This is a genomic window from Streptococcus parasanguinis (genome assembly GCF_016648855.1).
Classification (GTDB): domain Bacteria; phylum Bacillota; class Bacilli; order Lactobacillales; family Streptococcaceae; genus Streptococcus; species Streptococcus parasanguinis_L.
Genome location: NZ_JACLQU010000015.1, coordinates 32,965 through 54,018, shown reverse-complemented (window position 1 = coordinate 54,018; position 21,054 = coordinate 32,965). Strand labels below are relative to the sequence as shown.

Sequence of the window (21,054 nt, the reverse complement as noted above, 5' to 3'; positions counted from 1 at the left end):
TCTAAAACTAGCTTCTATCTATTAATTCGTAAAAAAAATCAAAAATTGAAGAAAAAATAAAAATTTTTTAAAAATTTTTTCAAATCTTTTATTTATGACCATACTATCACTATTTAGAAAGAATGAGTTCTCACTAAAAAAGCTCCCAAATGCCCTGGTAATATGCCTCGGACATTTGAAGAGTTTTCTATTTCTGTTCATTGTTCGCTTAATTGTTTTCCAAATAAAATTCGAACCGCTCCCCGACATACTGACTTTTTACATACTCAAAAGCCGTCCCGTCTTCAAAATAGGAAACCTGTGTCAATCCTAAAATAGCCTGTCCTTTTGAAATCTGCAAATAGTCCGCAATCTTATCTTTGGCTAATCGCGCATAGATGGTCTGATGCGACTTTCCGATCTTATAACCATGACGCTCCAAGGTTTGGAAGAAATGGCTGGTCACCTCTTCGCGATTGAAATTCTTAATAAATTTCTCTGGAATGGAAGCTACTTCATAAACGACAGGGATCCCATCCGCATATCGGACCCGCTCCATCCGAATGATGGTGTCTGTCTTATCGATGCCTAATTTATCCACTTCTTGGAGGCTAGGAATGGTTTTACGGTAAGAAATCACTTGACTAGAAGGTTCCTTACCTTGCGATTTCATAATCTCAGTAAAACTGGTTGTTCCGCGCATTTTTTCTTGGACGCGCGTGCTAGTGATAAAGGTACCACTTCCTACCCGTCTTTCAAGTACTCCTTCTTCGACCAGAAGGGTAATGGCCTGCCTAAGAGTCATCCGACTCACCTGGAATTTTTCAGCTAGATCGCGTTCACTGGGAAGCCGCTCTCCAATTTTCCATATTTTTTGATCAATCTCAGATTTAATCTGATCATGAATTTGAATGTAAGCTGGAATCATAACATTGCTCTTTCTCTGTGTTACTTCTATTGTAGCGTAAAATTCCTATTTCTTCAATCAGAGATTGGTAAAGACATGGCTTTTGTGTTAGAATAGAGGAAAGTAAATTTCTATAAGAAGGGGATAAGATGACAAACCTATCAACTGATTTGCATGATGTTGAAAAAATCATCGTGCTTGACTACGGTAGCCAGTACAATCAGCTTATTTCACGTCGAATTCGTGAAATTGGTGTCTTCTCAGAATTGAAGAGCCATAAGATTTCTGCTGATGAAGTTCGTGCAATCAATCCAGTTGGGATCGTTCTTTCAGGCGGACCAAACTCTGTATACGAGGAAGGGTCTTTTGATATCGATCCTGAAATTTTTGAACTCGGTATTCCAATCCTTGGAATCTGTTACGGGATGCAATTGTTGACCCATAAATTGGGTGGGAAGGTCGTTCCAGCAGGTGACGCTGGTAACCGTGAATATGGTCAATCTGAACTCAGCTTGACAGAATCTTCTGCTCTTTTTGCGGATACACCAGACAAACAATTAGTCTTGATGAGCCATGGAGATGCTGTTACAGAAATTCCGTCTGACTTTATCCGCACTGGTACTTCTGCCGATTGTCCTTTTGCATCGATTGAAAATCCAGACAAGAAAATCTACGGAATCCAATTCCACCCTGAGGTTCGTCATTCTGTTCACGGTTATGACATCTTGCGTAACTTTGCCTTGAACATCTGTGGGGCTAAAGGTGACTGGACCATGGACAACTTCATTGACATGCAGATCAAAAAAATCCGTGAAACCGTCGGAGACAAACGTGTTCTTCTTGGCCTTTCAGGTGGTGTTGACTCTTCCGTTGTTGGGGTTCTCCTTCAAAAAGCAATCGGCGATCAATTGATCTGTATCTTTGTAGACCACGGTCTTCTTCGTAAAGGGGAAGCTGATCAAGTTATGGAAATGCTTGGTGGCAAGTTTGGTTTGAACATTGTTAAAGCAGACGCTGCTAAACGTTTCTTGGATAAATTGGCAGGTGTGTCTGACCCTGAACAAAAACGGAAGATTATCGGTAACGAATTTGTCTATGTCTTTGATGACGAAGCAAGTAAACTCAAAGATGTGAAATTCTTGGCACAAGGAACTCTTTACACTGATGTCATCGAATCTGGTACGGATACTGCTCAAACCATCAAGTCTCACCACAATGTGGGCGGACTTCCAGAAGATATGCAGTTTGAACTGATCGAGCCACTCAACACTCTTTATAAAGATGAAGTTCGTGCGCTTGGTACCGAGCTTGGTATGCCAGAACACATCGTATGGCGCCAACCATTCCCAGGACCTGGTCTTGCCATCCGTGTTATGGGTGAAATTACTGAAGAAAAACTTGAAACAGTCCGTGAATCAGATGCTATCCTTCGTGAAGAAATTGCCAAAGCAGGTCTTGACCGCGACATCTGGCAATACTTTACTGTCAACACAGGAGTTCGTTCAGTAGGTGTTATGGGTGACGGCCGTACTTACGACTACACTATCGCTATCCGCGCTATCACTTCAATCGATGGAATGACAGCTGACTTCGCTAAAATTCCATGGGAAGTACTCCAAAAAATCTCAGTCCGTATCGTAAACGAAGTTGACCACGTCAACCGCATCGTCTACGATATCACAAGTAAACCACCTGCAACCGTTGAGTGGGAATAAAAAAAAGGTCCGGGGGACCTTTTTTTCACGAGCCAAGAAATAGAAAAGCGAGTCTAAGGTCCAGTGGACCTTTTTTTACGAGCTAAGAAATAGAAAAGCGAGTTTAAAGGTCCAGTGGACCTTTTTTCATGAGCTTAAAAATAGAAAAGCGAGTCTAAGGTCCAGTGGACCTTGATTCACGAGCTTAAAAATAGTAAAGCCATATAAAATAAAAGATCTTGAAATGATAATGATTTCAAGATCTTTTATTCACTTAATCAGGTTCTACTTCATTGTCTCGATTCGTTGGTAGGATCATAAAAAGAAGCATGAAAAGCCAACCTACGTATGGAATAAGGGCAACAAGAAGATATAACCAGTGCAATCCTGCATCTCTTAGACGCCGAACTGAAAGAGTTAATGAAGGTAGGAAAATAATGAGTCCAAATACAGAATAAAGTGGGCGTAACGAAAAAATCAATTGATAAGCAGACACATCATTAGGATCGATTTGAAGTTGAATTAATGCATAAAACAATGGCATTGTAATAAGCAAATGGATGAAGTGTGGCCACCAGTATTCTGATACCGTTGAGTAACCGGTAAAATCTGCATAGCCCTCCCAAAATTTTTTATAAGCTTTTAACATAATTCCTCCTTTAATTTGTTTTTCAAAGTATACTATCTTTTTCAATTCTTTGCAACTCTTTTCTGCTACGCAGCAACTATTTTCAATACCTTTCAAGTTAGCAAACACACAAAATTACTCTGAATTCTTGTCAGCAGTGCTTTCGTGCTATTTTTAGCCAACTAAGCCACTAAAGAATTTAACGATGGCATTCCAGATGGCTCCGAAGAAGCCGGCAATGGCATTCCACGCATTTGTGAAGAAGTTTCCACTGTCTTTTAAAATGGCATTGGTATCAAAATTCAGATTGATATTGTTAAAGGTATCGCCTGCCTTGTCTACGATACTATCTTTCAGATCCGACAAGGTCTTCGTAAAGCTTTTGCTACTGATGACGCTACTCTTTGAAAGATTCACTGCGAAATTCACGATCAAATTAATCTGGTTGCCTGTCACCGTTGTATCTAACTTATAATTTTTCAGGGTTTCTTCGACAATCTTTCGAATATCATCCTTGCTTAAATCCTGATTGTTCTGTTTGGCATTGGCTACTGCCGTTTTTATGTCGGTCAATGCCACGTTCAATTTATCAGCATCGAAGTTTTTCTTTCCGGCATTTTCTTCATTGATCCCGGATAGAGTCTTTAATTCTTCTTGAGCCAGATCTTTGCTTTCTTGAGAAACTTTGGCACCATTTTTTTCAAGCGAGTAATAAATACCAGCCAAGGCACTTTCTCCGGTCACTTGGATAGGAGAAGCTACTGTAATTTGAGCATGCTCTAATCCAAGTGTAACGGCTGCATTACGATACATATCTGAAGTGACCTTGGTGATATTTTGAGGTGTCACGATATTCACTTCTAGTGGCTTATTTTTGCCTAATTTTTGAATTTTAACAGAGGAATAAAGTTCCAAACTATCATCGTTGGCAACGTTCATAATCGAAGAATAAACCTCTGGTGTCATGGTTTTCCACTCTTCTTTATCTTTTGAACTATCGTAGTTCAAGAGACTCAAGGTTTGTTCGATTTGACTTTGGTCCAGCGAATAGCCCAAAACATAGTCTGGCTTGACATAGGTTTCATCAATGACTTTCTGCACATTGCTATCTGCAAAAACACGTGGGACAGCTGTCAACAAGGCCAAAGTCGTCGTTACAAACAGTGCAATCTTCTTTAATTTCATCTTTTTCTTCTTTCTAACTCAAATCAACTTTGGGTATCTCTTATTACCTTTCTCACCTCACTAGAGATGAAAAAAGAAGTAAATAAAGAGTTTACCCACTTCGATTTTCATTATACAGTTGATTTCTTAAAACTAGCTTACAGTTTTTTTAAGAATGCATGACATTTTTATTATCCCTCAAAATCGGAGGCAGAACTGATCAGCTTAAAAAAGAGCCAATCGGCTCTCTGGAAAATGATTAAAACCATGAAAATAACTTCATAATCGTCATATTGGTTTCTACTAAACGAGAATAATAAATGTTCCCCCCATTAATGTAGAGTTCCATCCCGTTTAAAAGAGAGATAGGGTGGAGGTAAAGATAAGTTTCACCGGTTACATTGCCAAGACTTGGTGCCACTACATCTCGTGAATAAGCGCGGGCCAACTCGAGGGAATTTTTTCCACCGTGTTTTGCGACGTAATCGATGTAGTCTTTCCCAAAATTATAGGCTTGAACCGCTGTCCAGCTATCAACGCCTTTTTTCTTGGCTTCTTTTAACTCATCTGAAAGAGTTTGAATTCCTTGGCGAATGCTGGCCTTATTATCACTAATAGTATTGGTCTCACCACTTGCACTCTCACTCGCCTGCATGACATCGTCCTCTCGACCTTTGGTCTCCGTATAGATCATAGCAAGAATGAGGTTTTCATTGGCCGTGGTGTCCTCCTCAGCAAGGACTTCTCTAACCAGGGAGCGGTACTGCATGACTTGTTTGACATCATGGTGGATCTGAACCCCCTTGTAGATTCCAAATATTAGTAAGATGAATAAGAAGATCTTCACTATACGTTTAATCATTATTTACTCTGTATATCCTCAATATTTTTGATCAGAATAGAATAGGTCCCGTTATCGTTTAGAATAAATTCAACAGATTCGGCATCCTCATAGACATTATTCGGAACGATCAGTTCAATTCCATTCGACAATGACAATTTCTGATTTTCGAACTTCTTCAACTGGCGACTTGCATCAATTTCTTCAAAGGTGACAGGCTCTGGTACAGCTTCTTTGACTTGGTCAATAAAACTGAGGCGAGCTGTCAGATTGTCGTCGAAGAGATCATCCGCTAATTTCTCAGGAGAGAGTTTATTTTCTTCCTCAATATGGTTAAAAATAGCTGATTTAACCTTTGATTGAAATTGAAAATCATCTGTGTTGAAGCTTTCCGCAATCTTCTGGGCTGTTTTTTCTAGTTCCTTGATCGATTTTTTAGGAGAGATCTTGGGTTGCGCCTGCAACAGATTCTCAGAAAAATAGTTCAAGAACATCCCGTTGTACTTGATCCTTTTTTCAATTAAGTGGTATTTGCGACTTTGAAGATTGATGACCAAAGCCTCATCAGCACCAGTGCCAAAACCAGGTAGATTATTTTGCGTCAGCTTAATCGGATTATCCACTTCACCACCAAGATGCGTCAGGGTTTCCCGTAAGGCAATCCGAAGAAAGGCAAAATGGTCCACCCCTTCTTTTGAGAATTGAATGAACACCAAATCGTTTGTCTTTTGATTCTCAGAGACGACAAATTCTTCCTTCCAACGATTGGCTACGGCTACTGAAGTTTCTAGTAGGTCATCTGAGATCATCTCAAGAAAAAGATTGTCCTCTTCGAAAATACCGGTTCTGGCTTCATCCGAGTAGACCCGTTCAATCTTCTTACGCAAGTATTCCTCGATTTTAGGCGTGATATTGAGAAATTTATCTGCCAAATAGAGATCGGTATCGTCTGGGCTAAATTGATGAATGATGGCTTTTTTTACGTAAATATCCATAAGATGGTTTAGTCCTCGTAAAGTGGAAAGGCGTCTGTCAAGGCTTTAACTTGGCTACGCACTTCGTCTAATACTTCTTGATTGTCCGCATTCTTCAGCGCTTTGATCATGAGTTCAGCAACGGTGCGACTTTCTTTTTCACCAAAACCACGAGCGGTGATGGCAGCTGCACCAATCCGAATCCCACTGGTCTTAAATGGAGACAAGGTTTCATAAGGAATAGAGTTCTTGTTGAGGGTAATGTTGACCTCGTCCAGTAAGTTTTGCGCCACTTTCCCATTTTCAACGACTTTCGTCACATCGACAAGGAAAAGGTGGTTCTCTGTTCCGCCTGAAATGACACGGAAATCAGGATCTTGCAAGAAGACATCAGCCATGGCCTGACTGTTCTTAATCACGTTAGCTGCATACTCTTTAAAGGCAGGATCCAGCGCTTCTTTAAAAGCGACAGCTTTGGCTGCAATGACATGCTCCAACGGTCCTCCTTGAATACCAGGGAAGATAGCTGAATTAATCTTCTTAGCCAAGTCTTCATCGTTGGTCAAGATCAGACCTCCACGAGGGCCACGAAGGGTCTTGTGAGTGGTCGTAGTCGTGATATGGGCATAAGGAACCGGACTTGGATGAAGACCCGCTGCCACGAGACCAGCAATATGGGCCATGTCAACCATGAGCTTTGCTCCTACTGCATCCGCAATCTCACGGAATTTAGAGAAATCAATGATATGAGAGTAGGCTGAGGCACCAGCGACGATGAGTTTTGGCTTCACTTCTTGGGCTTGTTTTAGGATGGCATCAAAATCCAAGAGCTCTGTTTCAGGATCTACACTATAGGACACAAAGTTATAGGTTTGACCAGAGAAGCTCACAGAAGCTCCGTGCGTCAAATGCCCACCGGCAGCTAGATCCATCCCCATGACAGTATCACCAGGCTCAATCAAGGCCATATAGGCAGCACAGTTTGCCTGACTTCCTGAATGTGGTTGAACGTTGGCAAATTTAGCACCAAAGATTTCTTTAGCCCGTTCGATCGCTAGACTTTCGACCACATCGACCACATCTGTCCCGCCATAGTAACGACGACCAGGATAGCCTTCGGCATATTTATTTGTCAGAATAGACCCTTGAGCAGCCATCACTGCCTTAGAGACGACATTTTCAGAAGCAATCAACTCAATATTGTTTTGTTGACGCTCTTCTTCTTTAGTGATCGCATTCCATAGGTCTGCATCATAGGCTTTGTAATCTTCTTTATCAAAAATCATAGGTCTACTCCTTTATAAAAAATTATTTATGTACATTATCACTGAGGAAGTTCATCTTCCTCAAAGGAAAGCTCTGGCACTTGTGCAAGCAAATCAGCTTTTGTAATCGAACCTTGCCGCAAAATCCTGGCCTTGGAACCAGAGATATCCAAAATAGTTGAATCTTGACCAGTCAAAATGTCATCATCCTCTATACCAGGAACCACTTGATCAAATTCGCTTACAATAGCCTTATACTTTGTTCCACTTGCATGACCTGAAAGATTGGCCGAGGGACCAACCAAAGGACCGTATTTACGAATTAATTCTAATGTTTTTGGGTGAGCCGGAATACGGAAGCCAACTGTATCCAATCCTGAATGAATCCAGCCAGGTACCTTTTCATTTGCCTGAAGAATAATAGTCAGAGGCCCTGGTAAAAATGAATCAACCAGTTTTGTTAAATAACTAGGTTGATTTTTCGAATAAAGTCGAATTTCTTCTTCGCCGGCTACATTTAAATTCAGAGCCTTGTCTCTCGGTCTACGTTTTAATTCGTATATATAATCGACTGCCTCTTGATTCAAAGCTTTGGCGAAAATACCATAGACTGTCTCAGTTGGCAGAATAACTGCACGTCCTGCTTCTAATTCTTTCTCAATGTGATCCATTGTCTACTACTACCATTCTATCTTGTCCAAATTGGTCTTTCAGAACGCGAACTCGTTTGTTAGGAAACGCTTCTTGAAAGAGCTCTTTTACTTTGGCTCCTTGCTTATAGCCAATTTCTAGATAGATCTTTCCGTCTGGTGTTAAAACACTTGGTGCTTGCTGGGCAATCTTTTCGTAGATAGCATATCCATCACGATCCGCAAAAAGAGCTAAGTGGGGTTCAGAGGCTAAAACATTGGCTCCGACTTCTTCTACATCATCATGGGAGATATAAGGAGGGTTGGACACAATCAGGTCATAGGGACCTGGTAGCTGCTCCAAAACATCTGACGACTTAAATTCAAGGAAAGCTTCTAACTGCTTGGCATTTTCTTGAGCCAGGGCTAAAGCCTCTTCTGAGACATCACTTGCTTGAACCTGCCAGGTAGGTCTAGCAAGGGCTAGGCTAATAGCAATGGCCCCACTACCTGTTCCGATATCTAGAACTCGTAAGGCTTTCTCATCGTTTTCTTCAAGAATAAGAGCGACCAATTCTTCCGTTTCAGGTCGTGGAATCAGCACACGCTCATCAACTGTAAAAACTTGACCAAAAAATTCTGCGCTGCCAATAATATATTGGGCAGGGACGTGATGTTTCAGCTGCTCAAAGATGGATAGAAGCAAGGCCTGATCCTCTACTTTTACTTCTTTTTGCAAGGCAAGGACAAAGTCTGTAAAGGTCCAGTTTTTTAAAGCTCGATACGCGAAGGAGAGGCTTTCTGGTTCCTCTCCAATGGCTATTAATTCTTCTTCATACTGGGCTAATAATGGTCCCAACAACATTATTTGTTCAACTCTTCTAGTTTTTGTGTTTGATCATACAAGACCAAAGCATCGACCACTTCATCTAATTTACCAGATAAGATGGTATCCAGTTTTTGAAGGGTCAAGCCAATCCGGTGATCGGTCACACGGTTTTGAGGGAAGTTGTAAGTCCGGATCCGCTCTGAACGATCACCAGTACCGATGGTTGACTTCCGTTCAGCGTCTTGCTCGTCTTGGGCAATCTGAGCAAAGTGGTCAGCCACACGCGCACGGATGATCTTCATGGCTTTTTCGCGGTTCTTCTGTTGGGTCCGTTCTTCTTGCATCTCGACCTTGATATTGGTTGGCAAGTGGACGATACGAACGGCTGTTGCGACCTTGTTGACGTTCTGTCCACCCGCACCAGATGCGTGGTAGATGTCAATCCGAAGGTCTTTTGGATCGATGTCGTACTCGACTTCTTCGATTTCTGGCATGACCAGAACTGTGGCAGTCGAAGTATGGACACGACCTTGGCTTTCTGTCACAGGAACCCGTTGCACCCGGTGGGCACCAGATTCATACTTGAGTTTTGAATAAACCGATTGACCAGAAACCATGGCTACGACTTCTTTGATCCCACCAACGCCATTGTAAGAGGCTTCCATGACCTCAAAGCGCCAGCCTTGGCTTTCCGCGTATTTTTGGTACATTTGTAAGAGGTCGCCAGCAAATAACTGGGCTTCGTCTCCTCCAGCTGCTCCACGGATTTCCAAGATAATGTTCTTGTCATCGTTTGGATCTTTTGGAAGAAGTAAGATCTTCAATTTTTCTTCGTACTCTTCTTTTTCAGCCTTAGCATCTTTTAGCTCTTGCTTGGCCATTTCTTCCAAGTCCGCATCGCCGCCTGCTTCCTTAATCATTTCCTCAGCGTCGACAATGTTTTGAAGGACTTGCTTGTACTCACGGTATGCTGTCACCGTATCGCGAGTGGAAGCCTCTTCTTTTGAAAGCTCCATAAAGCGTTTGGTATCAGAGACCACATCTGGGTCACTCAATAACTCTCCTAACTCTTCGTATCGGTCTTCTACAGCTTGTAGTTGATCATAGATATTCATGTTTGCTCCTTAATTCTAGGTTGTTAGATCATAGATTGCTACAATTTCGTCTTCTATGACTTGGCCAGTTTCTTTAAATCCATAATGGAGATAGCAAGATCTCGCTTGATTATTTTCCGGTTCATAAGATAACCAAAGACTTGTTGCTTTTCCAGCTGGCTCTGTTCGAACAAAGTCAATGACTGCATCCATAGTCGGTTTAAAATAGCCTAAACCTTGAAATCGTTTATCGATCATAAAACGAAATAACAAGTAGTTCCCCTTACTGATCCCAATTTTCCGGTCATAGGCAATCATAACAAAACCAACTAATACTTCCTTATCATAAACTGCTAAGGGAGCTATAAAATCACCATTTTTATCATATACATAGGCTTCAGCTAAACTAATGGAATTGGATGCAATAAAATCCCTTTGGTTTGGATGAACTTCTAGATTTAAAACGTCAAAATAATTCTCTATTGTAATATCTTTTAAACAAATAGACATTATTATCCTCTCTAAAACGTTCTAGACGCTTTCAGTTGGTATGTCCGGATTAAAATAATGCTTGCGGCAAACCGAGATATAGGTCTCGTGTCCACCAATCTGGATCTGCTCTCCGTCGTAGACAGGTTTGCCCGCTTGGGTACGCAAGACCATAGTCGCCTTGCGGGAACAGTATTGGCAGATAGTTTTGATCTCTTCAATCTTGTCAGCTAATAAGAGGAGGTGTTTGGAACCTTCAAAGAGTTCATTTCGGAAATCATTTTTGAGGCCAAAAGCCATCACCGGCACATCCAGTTCATCCACGACTCTTGCCAAGTCATAGACATGGTGGCGTTTCAAAAACTGAGCTTCATCGATTAAAACACAGTAAGGTTTGATTGCTTGGTTTTTAATAAAGCCAAAGATATCCGTATCGTCTTCAATCGCAACAGCTTCTCGTTTCATACCGATCCGGCTAGAAACCACTCCTACTCCATCTCTGGTGTCGATTGCTGAGGTCATGATGACGACGCTCTTGCCTTGCTCTTCATAATTATGGGCCACCTTCAAAATCTCAATGGTTTTCCCCGAGTTCATGGTCCCATATTTATAATATAATTGTGCCATTTTCCCTCTGTTCTCTCTAAAATGTGTTTCATTATCATTTTACCATAATTTTGCTAAGCTTTGTATCCCAAAATGTGATAAAATAGTCCTATAAAAAATTTAGGAGGTGGCCATATGCCATTTGTACGAATTGACCTATTTGAAGGACGCACCTTGGAACAAAAGAAAGCCTTGGCCAAGGAAGTAACCGAAGCTGTTGTCCGCAATACTGGCGCTCCTCAGTCAGCTGTTCACGTTATCATTAATGATATGCCTGAAGGAACCTACTTCCCTCAAGGTGAAATGCGCACCAAATAATGGTTCTACTAAAAAAACCTTTCTTGCTTGTGATATCACATAGCAGGAAAGGTTTTTTCTTATTTTTCTTGGGCTTGACGTTCTGCTTTCCGTTCTTCGAATTCTTCGTCACTCATCAAGGTTCCGCCGACATTGGCTGATTTGGCAAAGGCTGTATAGCGACGCAACCAACCGCTGGAGATTTTTGATTTGAAAGGTTTCAAATGTTTGCGACGTTCTGCAAGAGTGGCATCATCGACAAGTAGATCAAGGGTACGGTTTGGTAGGTCGATCACGATTTCATCCCCGTCTTCGATTAGGGCGATATTTCCACCTTCTGCTGCTTCTGGAGAAACGTGACCAATCGCAATCCCACGAGTAGCTCCTGAGAAACGACCATCCGTAATCAGTGCCACATCCTTACCAAGACCGCGTCCGACAATCTTAGAAGTTGGCGCTAGCATCTCTGGCATACCAGGACCACCCTGAGGACCCTCGTAACGAATGACAACAACATGTCCCTTCTTGACTGTTCCATTGTCAATCAACTCAAGGGCTTGATCTTGTGAATCGCAACAAATAGCCTTACCACGGAAAGTAGTCACAGATGGATCGACCCCACCGACCTTGATAACAGCTCCATCCTGAGCGATATTTCCGTAAAGGATCGACAAACCACCTACAGGTGAAATCGGATGCTCGATTGGATGGATAATTTCTTCATTTTTGATTTCAGCACCAGCTACGTTTTCTTTCAAGGTTTTACCAGTAACTGTGATACGATCACCCTTAATGGCACCTTTTTTGATCAACTGATTGATAATGGCTGGAACACCACCAGCTTCATGCACATCATGCATAGTATAAACACTTGAAGGGGCAATTTTAGAAAGATAAGGTGTCTTCTTAGCAATCTCGTTGATATCTTTGAGATCATAGTCAATCCCTGCTTCACGCGCAATAGCGAGCGTGTGAAGCACCGTATTGGTTGAACCACCCATGGCCATATCGAGCGCAAAAGCATCATCGATGGCTTCTTTGGTCACGATATCCCGTGGGCGGATACCTTTTTTAATATTCTCTACCAATTGTTTGGCCGCTTGGCGAACCAATTCCCGGCGTTCATCTGAGACAGCTAGGATGGTACCATTTCCAGGAAGAGCAAGGCCTAATACTTCCATCAAACAGTTCATGGAATTGGCAGTAAACATACCAGAGCAAGAGCCACAGGTTGGACAGGCATTTTTTTCCAAGAAATCCAGTTCATCCATGCCCATATCACCAGCTTGATAAGTACCGACAGCTTCAAACAAACTCGAGAGAGTCGCCTGATGCCCCGTCATGTCAACGCCACCCTTCATGGGTCCACCAGAACAAAATACGGCAGGCACATTGGTCCGCATGGCTGCCAAGATCATACCTGGTGTAATCTTATCACAGTTGGGAATATAGAAAACACCATCAAACCAGTGGGCATTGATGACTGTTTCAGCAGCATCTGCGATCAACTCGCGAGATGGCAAACTATAACGCATCCCGATATGGCCCATCGCAATCCCGTCATCGACACCGATGGTATTAAATTCAAAAGGAATCCCACCAGCCTCGCGAATAGCTTCCTTGGCAACATCTGCTAATTCACGCAGGTGAACATGTCCTGGAACGATATCAATATAGGAGTTACAAATGGCAATAAAGGGCTTTTGCATATCCTTGGCTGATTTTACTTGCCCTGTTGCATAAAGGAGACCACGCGCTGGTGCTCGGTCGATCCCCATTTTGATCATATCACTTCTCATCTTGTTCTCCTTCTTATTCTTCATTTCTACCTCCTAATCTTACCACTTTGACATCAATTGTCAAGAACTTTCAGAAAATTTATAATATTCACGGTACACAAAAAAGTCTGGTTTCCCAGACTTCATTTTAGTTTGTTTGCTTTTTTTCGATCTGCCAGAGCCGAAGTTGGTAACAAATTCCACTCACGACAAGGCTAGAAATAAGGCCGATCCAATAAGCGTATGGACCCAAGTTGGTCACATGGTCAAGGAAAATCCCTAGTGGGATAGAGATGCACCAATAACTAAAGACACCTAATAAGAAAGGAACGGTTGTATCCTTATAGCCCCGCAAAATCCCTTGTAGAGGTGCTGCAAAAGTATCAGCCACTTGGAAAAAGAGACTATAAGTCATGAAAATCGCTGTTTGCTGCACAAAGACTGGATCCTTCCCGTATAGTCCTGCTAGTTGGAAGCGGAATGTATAGAGAAAGACGAGGGTGACAATGGCAAAACCAAAGGCTGTCAGTCGTCCCAAACGGCAATATTGTTTGACCACTTCTGGTCTTCCTGCTCCCAGTTCGTAAGATACGATAATCGCCATAGTACTGGAGATACTAACTGGGAAAGCATACATCAGGGTAGAAAAATTCATGGCCGATTGGTGGCTCGCAATGGTCAGTGATGGGAATTTTGCCATTAACAAACCAACCAGCGAGAAGATGATGACTTCTGCAAAAACAATTCCACCAATTGGAAGCCCAAGGCGCAGTACTTCTTTCATCCCTTTAAAATCATAAGGTTGAGGCTTCCACAATTGGAAAGGTGCTACCTTGGGGTGTTTGCACAAGATCAAAACCGCAATGGCCAACAAGACCCAGTAGGCCAGAGAGGTTCCAAGACCTGCTCCTGCTCCTCCCATCTCAGGAAAACCAAATGCTCCATAGATCAGGATATAGTTAAAACAAGCATTCAAAGGCAAGAGCAAGAGCATCAAGTACATGGATAGACGCGTCATGCCCAAGGTATCGAGGAAGGTCCGCACGATACTAAAGAGCAACAAAGGTAAGATTCCTAGAGAAAGGAAATATAAGTAGCGAATGGCTATTTGAGCAACAACATTTTCTAAGCCGATCTGCTTGAGAATCATGGGTGCAATCCCCCAAACAAAGCCTATTAAGAGAATGGCCATACCAAATGACAGATAGAGGAATTGGTAAAAATCGCCAGCAATCCGTTCTTTATTTCCCTTTCCTAAATGATGCCCAACAATCGGTGTCAGCGCAGAGACAATCCCTGTCAGAAAAGTAAAAAATGGATTCCACAGACTGGTAGCTGTAGAAACACCAGCCAAATCAAGGGTCCGGTACTGACCGGTCATGGCTGTATCGACAAAGCTGGCCGAATAATTGGCCAATTGATAGATCAAAATCGGCAAAAATAGACTCAAAAACAAGCGCAAGCGCTCTTTAAAGTGATAGGTTACATACATGATTCTAACTCTCTTCTCATCAAATAAGAAATAAGATTTTCTCCTCTTCCACTCTACTATATGTTTCCTTAAAAGTCAAAAAAACCGAAGATCCAAGGACCTCCGGTGCATCTGTAATTAGTGTTTATTGCGGTTTAAAATAGCGTTGAGAACGATCGCTAAGACACTTGCAACGACAATTCCGTTCGCAAAGAACATTTGGAATCCTGTTGGAAGGCCATTGAAGAGGGTGCTGTTGTTCAAACCAACCCCTGCAGCAATCGATACAGCAGCGATCAAGAAGTTGTGCTCATTGTGTTCAAAATCAACACGCGCAAGAATCTGCATCCCTTGAATCGATACAAAACCAAACATCACTAGCATCGCTCCCCCAAGAACTGGACTTGGAATGATTTGTGCTAAAGCTCCAAACTTAGGAAGGAGACCAAGAAGAACAAGGAAACCAGCCGCATAGTAGATTGGAAGACGAGTCTTGATACCAGACAACTTCACCAAGCCAACGTTTTGTGAGAATCCGGTGTAAGGGAAGGTGTTGAAGATACCACCGAGGAGAACAGCCAACCCTTCAGCACGGTAACCATTGCGAAGGCGCGTGCTATTAATTGGATCTTTGGTAATATCAGAAAGTGCAAGATAGACACCTGTTGATTCAACCATAGAAACTGTCGCGATGATACACATCATGACGATTGAGGTGATTTCAAACTTAGGAGCTCCAAAGAAGAAAGGTGTTGGAACGTGAACGACTGGTGCTTGAGCCACAGGTGTGAAGTCAACCAAGCCCATAGAAGCCGCAATAGCAGTACCTACGATCAAACCAATCAAAATTGAAATGGATTTAATAAACCCAGTCGTATAGATATTAACAACTAAAATGATGAGAATGGTCACCACAGCCAAAATCAAGCTTTGAACGGTTGGTTTTGGCGCATTATTTCCCATATTTCCAATCGCTACTGGAATCAAAGTCAAACCAATGGTTGTAATAACAGATCCCGTTACAATAGATGGGAAGAGATTGGCAATCTTAGAGAAGAAACCAGATACAAGGATGACATAAATCCCTGAGACAATCAAGGCACCAAACATGGCCCCACTTCCATGACTAGCCCCGATCATGCTGAGAGGTGCTACAGACTGGAAGGCAACCCCCAGGACTACCGGAAGACCGATCCCAAAGTATTTATTGAGCTGCACTTGAAGGAAAGTTGCGACCCCACACATGAAGATATCTGTAGAGATGAGATAGGTCAGTTGATGAGCGTTATAACCCAAAGCTCCCGCGATCATGATCGGTACCAAAATAGATCCCGAATACATGGCCAAAAGGTGTTGCAAGCCTAAAATGGCTGCCTGTGAATGGCTTTCTTGTTTTTGCATTAGATGTCTGCCTCCTTAAATACAACCTGACCATTTTCAAAACGGTCCAAACGTGCGAGGGATACAACTGGATATCCCAACTCTTCTAACAATCCCCGTCCATCTTGGAAGGATTTTTCAATCACGATCCCAATCGCTTCGACTTGAGCCCCGGCTTGTTCGATGATTTGAATCAAGCCTTTGGCTGCTTGGCCATTTGCAAGGAAATCGTCAATGATCAAAATCTTATCTGATGGATCCAAGAATTTACCCGCAATCGAAACGGTGCTGGTCACTTGCTTGGTAAAGGAATAAACCTCAGCCGTCAAAATGCCTTCATTCATCGTGATGTTTTTCGCCTTCTTAGCAAAGATCATGGGAACATCCAAGGCTTCAGCTACATAAAGGGCTGGCGCAATTCCAGACGCTTCAATGGTTACGACTTTCGTCACGCCAGCATCTTTGAACCGGTCCGCAAAGGTCTGACCAATTTCTTTCATCAATTTGAAATCCACTTGGTGGGTCAAAAAGGAATCCACCTTGAGGATATTCTCACCCAAAACATTGCCATCTTTTAAGATGCGCTCTTCAAGTAATTTCATACTTCCTCCTACTTTTTTAAAAATCCTCTACTTCATTCACAAAATACAAAAAGGCCTGCTAAGCAAGCCTTGAAATCTCTCTAGAAAGAGAAATAATCCCGACTTACTTATTGTTAGGTGTTCCGGCACCTTGTAGAAACATCACGCCTATTCGTGAAATAAATAAGTAATTCAATTAGTGTGCATCGCCATTCCAGATAGAATTCTTAACGATCACATAGTCAACATGTTTCAAATCTGCTAATTTTCGGCCTCCTGCATAAGAGATCGAACTTTGCAAATCTTGTTCCATTTCTGTCAAGGTATCTTGCAAATGACCCTTGGCAGGCAATAAAATCTTCTTACCTTCGACGTTCTTATATGCACCTTTTTGGTACTCTGAAGCAGATCCATAGTACTCTTTGAAAGACTCTCCATCAATCTCTACTGTTTTACCAGGACTTTCAATATGTCCTGCAAAGAGAGAACCGATCATGACCATAGATGCCCCGAAACGAATCGATTTGGCAATATCACCATGAGTCCGAATACCACCATCCGCAATGATTGGCTTACGCGCTGCTTTTGAGCACCAGCGAAGAGCAGCCAATTGCCAACCACCTGTACCAAATCCAGTCTTCACTTTGGTGATACAAACCTTACCAGGGCCGATCCCGACCTTAGTCGCATCAGCTCCCGCATTTTCCAATTCACGAACAGCTTCAGGTGTTCCAACATTTCCAGCAATGACAAAGGTATCTGGCAATTCTTTCTTGATGTGTTGAATCATCCGAATGACACTATCCGCATGACCGTGTGCGATATCAATAGTGATGTACTCAGGCGCATCTGCCTTTAATTGACTCACAAAGTCGTATTCGTATTCCTTAACACCAACCGAAATGGAAGCGATCAAACCTTGATCATGCATGCGTTTGACAAAAGGAATCCGACCCGCTTCATCAAAACGGTGCATGATGTAGAAGTAACCACCACGCGCCAACTGCTCTGCGACATTCTCATCTAAAATCGTCTGCATATTGGCAGGAACGACTGGAAGCTTGAAGGTATGCTTTCCAAATTGGACGGTTGTATCTGCTTCTGACCGGCTATTGATGATACATTTGTTGGGAATCAACTGAATATCTTCATAGTCGAAAATAGGAAATTCATTTAACATAGATTGAAAAATCTCTTTTCTAAAAACTGACCTACCTATGCGCAAGCGCATCGCTACGTCTCTTGACGTTTCCTTGATAGATTATACCAAAGATACGGACCTAATGCAATGGGAATGATTTTATAGGAAATAACGTTCGGAAATTACAAGACAAAAACCCGTTTCAAAAAGAGAAACAGGTTTTATTTATGAACATTTTGGAGCCAATTGTTCACTTCTCTAGCTACAATTTCAGGCGCCTCTGTATACAGTTCGTGCCCCAAACCATCTAGCAAGACTTGCTCGATCTGGGGATCTAGTTGCTTCAGAGCTTCTTTTCTCCATTCAGGCTCTTCTTGGTATCGAGGCCCGATAAATAGGACAGGCTTGTCTGCAACTGAAATCTGGTTAGCTTTGATCTGACGCCGTAGACGCAATAAGGCCATGACCTTTTCGAGATCCAGATTTAATTCATATTGTTCACTCACTGGATTCCAACGATAGCTAGCCTCTACTGCTTTTCGCGCTATAGGAGTAGGATCTGCTCCATCACCAAGTTCTGATAACACAGCCTCTTCTAAAGTCGCAAAAACTTGCTGCTGCATGAAGGATGATGTGTCATTTAGTTCTTCTTCAAGAGATAAGATCTTTTCCATATCCAGATAGCCACCATCCAGGAGAATCAAAGCCTGGATCTGAGGAAACTCAGTAGCCAGATAACGAGCCAAATCTCCACCCAAGGAATGCCCAAATAAGCAGATCTCTTCAGCCTGGCCAACCCGACCTTGGAACCAATCACGAAGATCGTTTTCTGTCTGAATCATTTCCCTATAGGGATCTAGAAAGGTCACAGGAAAGCCTAGCTCATCCATTAGTGGAGCCAGATGGTAGCTATTACCACCTAGGCCACCGATAAAATAATACTGCATGTGTTTTGTCCTTTCTTTTTCATTCTATTTCATTGGTTAGCGCTACTCTCTCGCGTCTCCTTTATGGAGTTCCGTATTATAAACAATTTCTGCACCAGGGCTTCCTTTATCATCCTTTACGACTCCTATTAACTGACCATCTTCTACTAATAATTCAATATTTTCATCTGTACTACTTGCCTCTGTGAGTATAGCTCTCTTAGGCAAATGCTCCTCATTTGAAACGTCTACAGGTTTGCCATTTGAGTCCAGTAACTCAATGACTTCATTGCCACCTCCATCAAAATCAAGAACAATGTCTGAAATCAATCCATAACTTAATGGAATAAATTTCTTTATTTTATCTCCCAGAGTAGCTTTATTTCCATACTTGTCATAGATCGTCGGACGCACATAGGCATTTGAGAATGTTGACCCTTCTTCAGTAACGTATATTGGGGAGAACTCAATCTTCTCAATCCCAGTATAGTGTTCTTTGATGTAGGTTCCGATTTGTTCTTCTAGCAAAAGAAAACCATGCTTATAGAGCTTTGTTGTTTTCGGTCCAAGATTCGGCTTCGTTAGTTTATTGTAGACAAAGTAACTACCGGATAGGATGAAAATTAAAATAGCAATGATCTTTACCCACTTTCTGCTCATCAGTCGCTCCTCCTTCTATCTACTTCAGTATAGCATATTTGGTTGGCTTTCCATCGCTATTCCTAACGAAACGGAATATAAAGATTTGAAATGTGGCGAAATTTTAAAGCATTTCACAGTCTCATGAAATACTTTTAAACTGTATTATTTTTATATGAATAGAAGACTAGTTCCTTCAGTTTTCTTGGTCTCTTCAATCCAATATTGCTCCTCTTTGGGGATCAAATGATCAAAACGTCCTGAAAAAAACTTCCATCCGTTTGGCACATATCTTTCGTAGTTTTTCATCCCCAGATGGTTTGAATAAAATTCTTCTTTATCAAAATCGATGAAAAGATCCGGAAGCAAGGCTTTTCCTTCCAGAATAATCTCTGAATTCAAGTTCTCCTCTTCCATTGAACGTTTGATCATTGAGATCAATTCTTCAACCGTCACCTTCAGCCAATCATCTTTATACATTTCTAAGTAGCTCTCAAGATTGCTTTTTGTAATCACATGAAGATTCTGCTGAATCTCAGGTAAATAGGAGAAATCAACATCCAGACCTGCTTCCTGGTATGCCTGAATATATTTATCGATATCCATTGTCCACATTTCGTTTGAACAAATATACCAGTTAAACTGATGATTTGCAATAACCCCAACAATATTTATTTCTGGTTTCTCTATCAATTGGTCTTTATTCACTAGTTTTTTCTCCCCTTCTCCTATCTACTTGTTCCGAACTGACAATAGGACTTACTTACCAAACATTATATATCTATGATACCGAATTATATTTTGACAAGCAAGTTAATGACCGAGTCGCTAACAAAAAAGCCAGCTAAAAGGGTTTAGCTGACTGATGTCATATCTAATAAATCTTTCTCTGCTCGATCATCTAGCAGAGAAAGCAAGTATCCCACATTCTCTTATATTCTATAAAACAAAAAAGCACTCTGCAAAAACAGAGTGCTATCGTCTTTAATACTTTATATTCCGTTCGACAAACTTGAAGTTGTTTACTTACAGTACTCCTCTATTTTGTAGCTATATTCTTTTAGAAGTCCCCGTGAATAAATTTTTTTATTTTTTGAATCTCTAACTTCATTCCAAAGGATAGCCGCAACTTTTAACTTGTTGGAGTAATGATTGCTAAATTCATCGGCACAAAAGTCTTTTAGAAATTGATTCCATTGGCAAGCTGAATTATCATACTTGGCGTAGTCTGACTCTCCATAGTATATTTTAATCATATCTTGGATTGTAAAATTTATGTTGTTGTCCCGTTTTACTTTTCTCCAAGCAGTTGCCATATCAGCATTAAACTTAAACGGATTAACACCTGTTACAGCTGAAAAATAATCCCGAAATTTCTGATTAAAGGAAAACCCACATTCAAGTAATGATGTATTTAGGGTTATTATTTCGGTTTGATTTTTGTTTCTTTTCCTCAAAACTTTTTCTACTCTATTTCCCCTAAAATATTGTTCTATAATATGATTTAATTCTTTTTTTGTACATCTGTATTCTAATCCAAGGTACTTACAAATTTGTGAAAGCTCTTCTCGATACCAGTAGTATCTGTTAAATTCTTCAAATGATTTTATATCTCTAAAATCAGGTCTATGTTCTTCCAAATGCTCGCCTCTACAACTCCAAATTTATCTCATTATACCATAGATAATAAAAGTCATATCAATTTATACCCATGCCACATAAAGCTATAACAGAATATATTA

Annotated in this window: 22 protein-coding genes and 1 riboswitch; of the genes, 2 read left to right on the top strand and 20 right to left on the bottom strand. The window is 41.4% G+C overall.

What is annotated here, in order from left to right; all coding sequences use genetic code 11:
- Positions 1–208 precede the first annotated feature (208 nt).
- Entirely contained in the window at positions 209–907 is a 699-nt protein-coding gene (locus H7T92_RS09150) for a GntR family transcriptional regulator (protein WP_049514367.1), read from the bottom strand.
- Positions 908–1,035: 128 nt separating this feature from the next.
- Between H7T92_RS09150 and guaA the strand changes: the two genes are divergently transcribed.
- Positions 1,036–2,601 carry a glutamine-hydrolyzing GMP synthase gene (gene guaA / locus H7T92_RS09145; protein ID WP_201037610.1) on the top strand — a complete coding sequence of 522 codons (1,566 nt, stop codon included), beginning with the start codon at positions 1,036–1,038 and terminating at the stop codon, positions 2,599–2,601.
- Positions 2,602–2,854: 253 nt separating this feature from the next.
- Here the strand turns inward: guaA and H7T92_RS09140 are convergent, their stop codons facing one another.
- From H7T92_RS09140 to H7T92_RS09095, 10 genes are all read right to left on the bottom strand, one after another.
- On the bottom strand, positions 2,855–3,229 hold the full coding sequence (locus H7T92_RS09140) for a DUF805 domain-containing protein (protein WP_195327148.1): 375 nt from the start codon (positions 3,227–3,229) through the stop codon (positions 2,855–2,857).
- A gap of 153 nt (positions 3,230–3,382) precedes the next feature.
- On the bottom strand, positions 3,383–4,393 hold the full coding sequence (locus H7T92_RS09135; protein WP_201037609.1) for a DUF1002 domain-containing protein: 1,011 nt from the start codon (positions 4,391–4,393) through the stop codon (positions 3,383–3,385).
- A gap of 238 nt (positions 4,394–4,631) precedes the next feature.
- Positions 4,632–5,234, bottom strand: a complete 603-nt coding sequence (locus tag H7T92_RS09130) for a lysozyme family protein (RefSeq protein ID WP_201037608.1) — start codon at positions 5,232–5,234, stop codon at positions 4,632–4,634.
- Positions 5,234–6,208: a nucleoid-associated protein gene (locus H7T92_RS09125; protein ID WP_201037607.1), complete on the bottom strand. Its 975-nt coding sequence runs from the start codon at positions 6,206–6,208 to the stop codon at positions 5,234–5,236. The genes H7T92_RS09130 and H7T92_RS09125 overlap by 1 nt, the downstream gene beginning before the upstream one ends.
- A gap of 8 nt (positions 6,209–6,216) precedes the next feature.
- Positions 6,217–7,473: a serine hydroxymethyltransferase gene (gene glyA / locus H7T92_RS09120; RefSeq protein ID WP_201037606.1), complete on the bottom strand. Its 1,257-nt coding sequence runs from the start codon at positions 7,471–7,473 to the stop codon at positions 6,217–6,219.
- Positions 7,474–7,511: 38 nt separating this feature from the next.
- A complete protein-coding gene (locus H7T92_RS09115) occupies positions 7,512–8,123 on the bottom strand; it encodes an L-threonylcarbamoyladenylate synthase (protein ID WP_201037605.1) in 612 nt (203 codons plus the stop codon).
- On the bottom strand, positions 8,110–8,946 hold the full coding sequence (gene prmC, locus H7T92_RS09110) for a peptide chain release factor N(5)-glutamine methyltransferase (protein WP_201037604.1): 837 nt from the start codon (positions 8,944–8,946) through the stop codon (positions 8,110–8,112). Before prmC ends, H7T92_RS09115 begins: the two co-directional genes overlap by 14 nt.
- The gene (prfA, locus tag H7T92_RS09105) at positions 8,946–10,025 is read right to left on the bottom strand and encodes a peptide chain release factor 1 (protein WP_003007273.1); all 1,080 of its coding nucleotides are present in this window, start codon (positions 10,023–10,025) and stop codon (positions 8,946–8,948) included. Before prfA ends, prmC begins: the two co-directional genes overlap by 1 nt.
- Before the next feature lie 15 nt (positions 10,026–10,040).
- Entirely contained in the window at positions 10,041–10,514 is a 474-nt protein-coding gene (locus H7T92_RS09100) for a GNAT family N-acetyltransferase (protein WP_201037603.1), read from the bottom strand.
- 21 nt (positions 10,515–10,535) lie between these two features.
- The gene (locus tag H7T92_RS09095) at positions 10,536–11,120 is read right to left on the bottom strand and encodes a thymidine kinase (RefSeq protein WP_003001444.1); all 585 of its coding nucleotides are present in this window, start codon (positions 11,118–11,120) and stop codon (positions 10,536–10,538) included.
- Between the two features lie 114 nt (positions 11,121–11,234).
- Here H7T92_RS09095 and H7T92_RS09090 point away from each other — a divergent pair, with 114 nt between their 5' ends.
- Positions 11,235–11,417, top strand: a complete 183-nt coding sequence (locus H7T92_RS09090; protein ID WP_001117401.1) for a 4-oxalocrotonate tautomerase — start codon at positions 11,235–11,237, stop codon at positions 11,415–11,417.
- Between the two features lie 59 nt (positions 11,418–11,476).
- Here H7T92_RS09090 and ilvD read toward each other — a convergent pair whose 3' ends face one another.
- The 9 genes from ilvD to H7T92_RS09045 form a co-directional block, all read right to left on the bottom strand.
- Entirely contained in the window at positions 11,477–13,195 is a 1,719-nt protein-coding gene (gene ilvD / locus H7T92_RS09085) for a dihydroxy-acid dehydratase (protein ID WP_201037616.1), read from the bottom strand.
- Between the two features lie 127 nt (positions 13,196–13,322).
- Positions 13,323–14,666 (bottom strand): MATE family efflux transporter, encoded by a 1,344-nt coding sequence (locus H7T92_RS09080; protein WP_201037602.1) that lies wholly within the window; start codon positions 14,664–14,666, stop codon positions 13,323–13,325.
- 117 nt (positions 14,667–14,783) lie between these two features.
- Positions 14,784–16,046: a nucleobase:cation symporter-2 family protein gene (locus tag H7T92_RS09075; protein WP_155171814.1), complete on the bottom strand. Its 1,263-nt coding sequence runs from the start codon at positions 16,044–16,046 to the stop codon at positions 14,784–14,786.
- A complete protein-coding gene (locus H7T92_RS09070; RefSeq protein ID WP_049522975.1) occupies positions 16,046–16,627 on the bottom strand; it encodes a xanthine phosphoribosyltransferase in 582 nt (193 codons plus the stop codon). The genes H7T92_RS09075 and H7T92_RS09070 overlap by 1 nt, the downstream gene beginning before the upstream one ends.
- Positions 16,628–16,717: 90 nt before the next feature.
- Positions 16,718–16,813, bottom strand: a riboswitch (purine riboswitch).
- On the bottom strand, positions 16,803–17,786 hold the full coding sequence (gene guaC, locus H7T92_RS09065; protein ID WP_021153179.1) for a GMP reductase: 984 nt from the start codon (positions 17,784–17,786) through the stop codon (positions 16,803–16,805). It overlaps the preceding riboswitch by 11 nt.
- A 182-nt stretch (positions 17,787–17,968) precedes the next feature.
- Positions 17,969–18,694 carry an alpha/beta fold hydrolase gene (locus tag H7T92_RS09060; RefSeq protein ID WP_201037601.1) on the bottom strand — a complete coding sequence of 242 codons (726 nt, stop codon included), beginning with the start codon at positions 18,692–18,694 and terminating at the stop codon, positions 17,969–17,971.
- A 42-nt stretch (positions 18,695–18,736) separates the two neighbouring features.
- Positions 18,737–19,333, bottom strand: a complete 597-nt coding sequence (locus tag H7T92_RS09055; RefSeq protein WP_023918094.1) for a hypothetical protein — start codon at positions 19,331–19,333, stop codon at positions 18,737–18,739.
- Positions 19,334–19,483: 150 nt separating this feature from the next.
- Positions 19,484–20,020: a hypothetical protein gene (locus H7T92_RS09050; protein ID WP_023918092.1), complete on the bottom strand. Its 537-nt coding sequence runs from the start codon at positions 20,018–20,020 to the stop codon at positions 19,484–19,486.
- Between the two features lie 314 nt (positions 20,021–20,334).
- Complete coding sequence (locus H7T92_RS09045; RefSeq protein WP_023918090.1) at positions 20,335–20,952, bottom strand: SAP domain-containing protein; 618 nt, start codon at positions 20,950–20,952, stop codon at positions 20,335–20,337.
- Between the last annotated feature and the right edge of the window lie 102 nt (positions 20,953–21,054).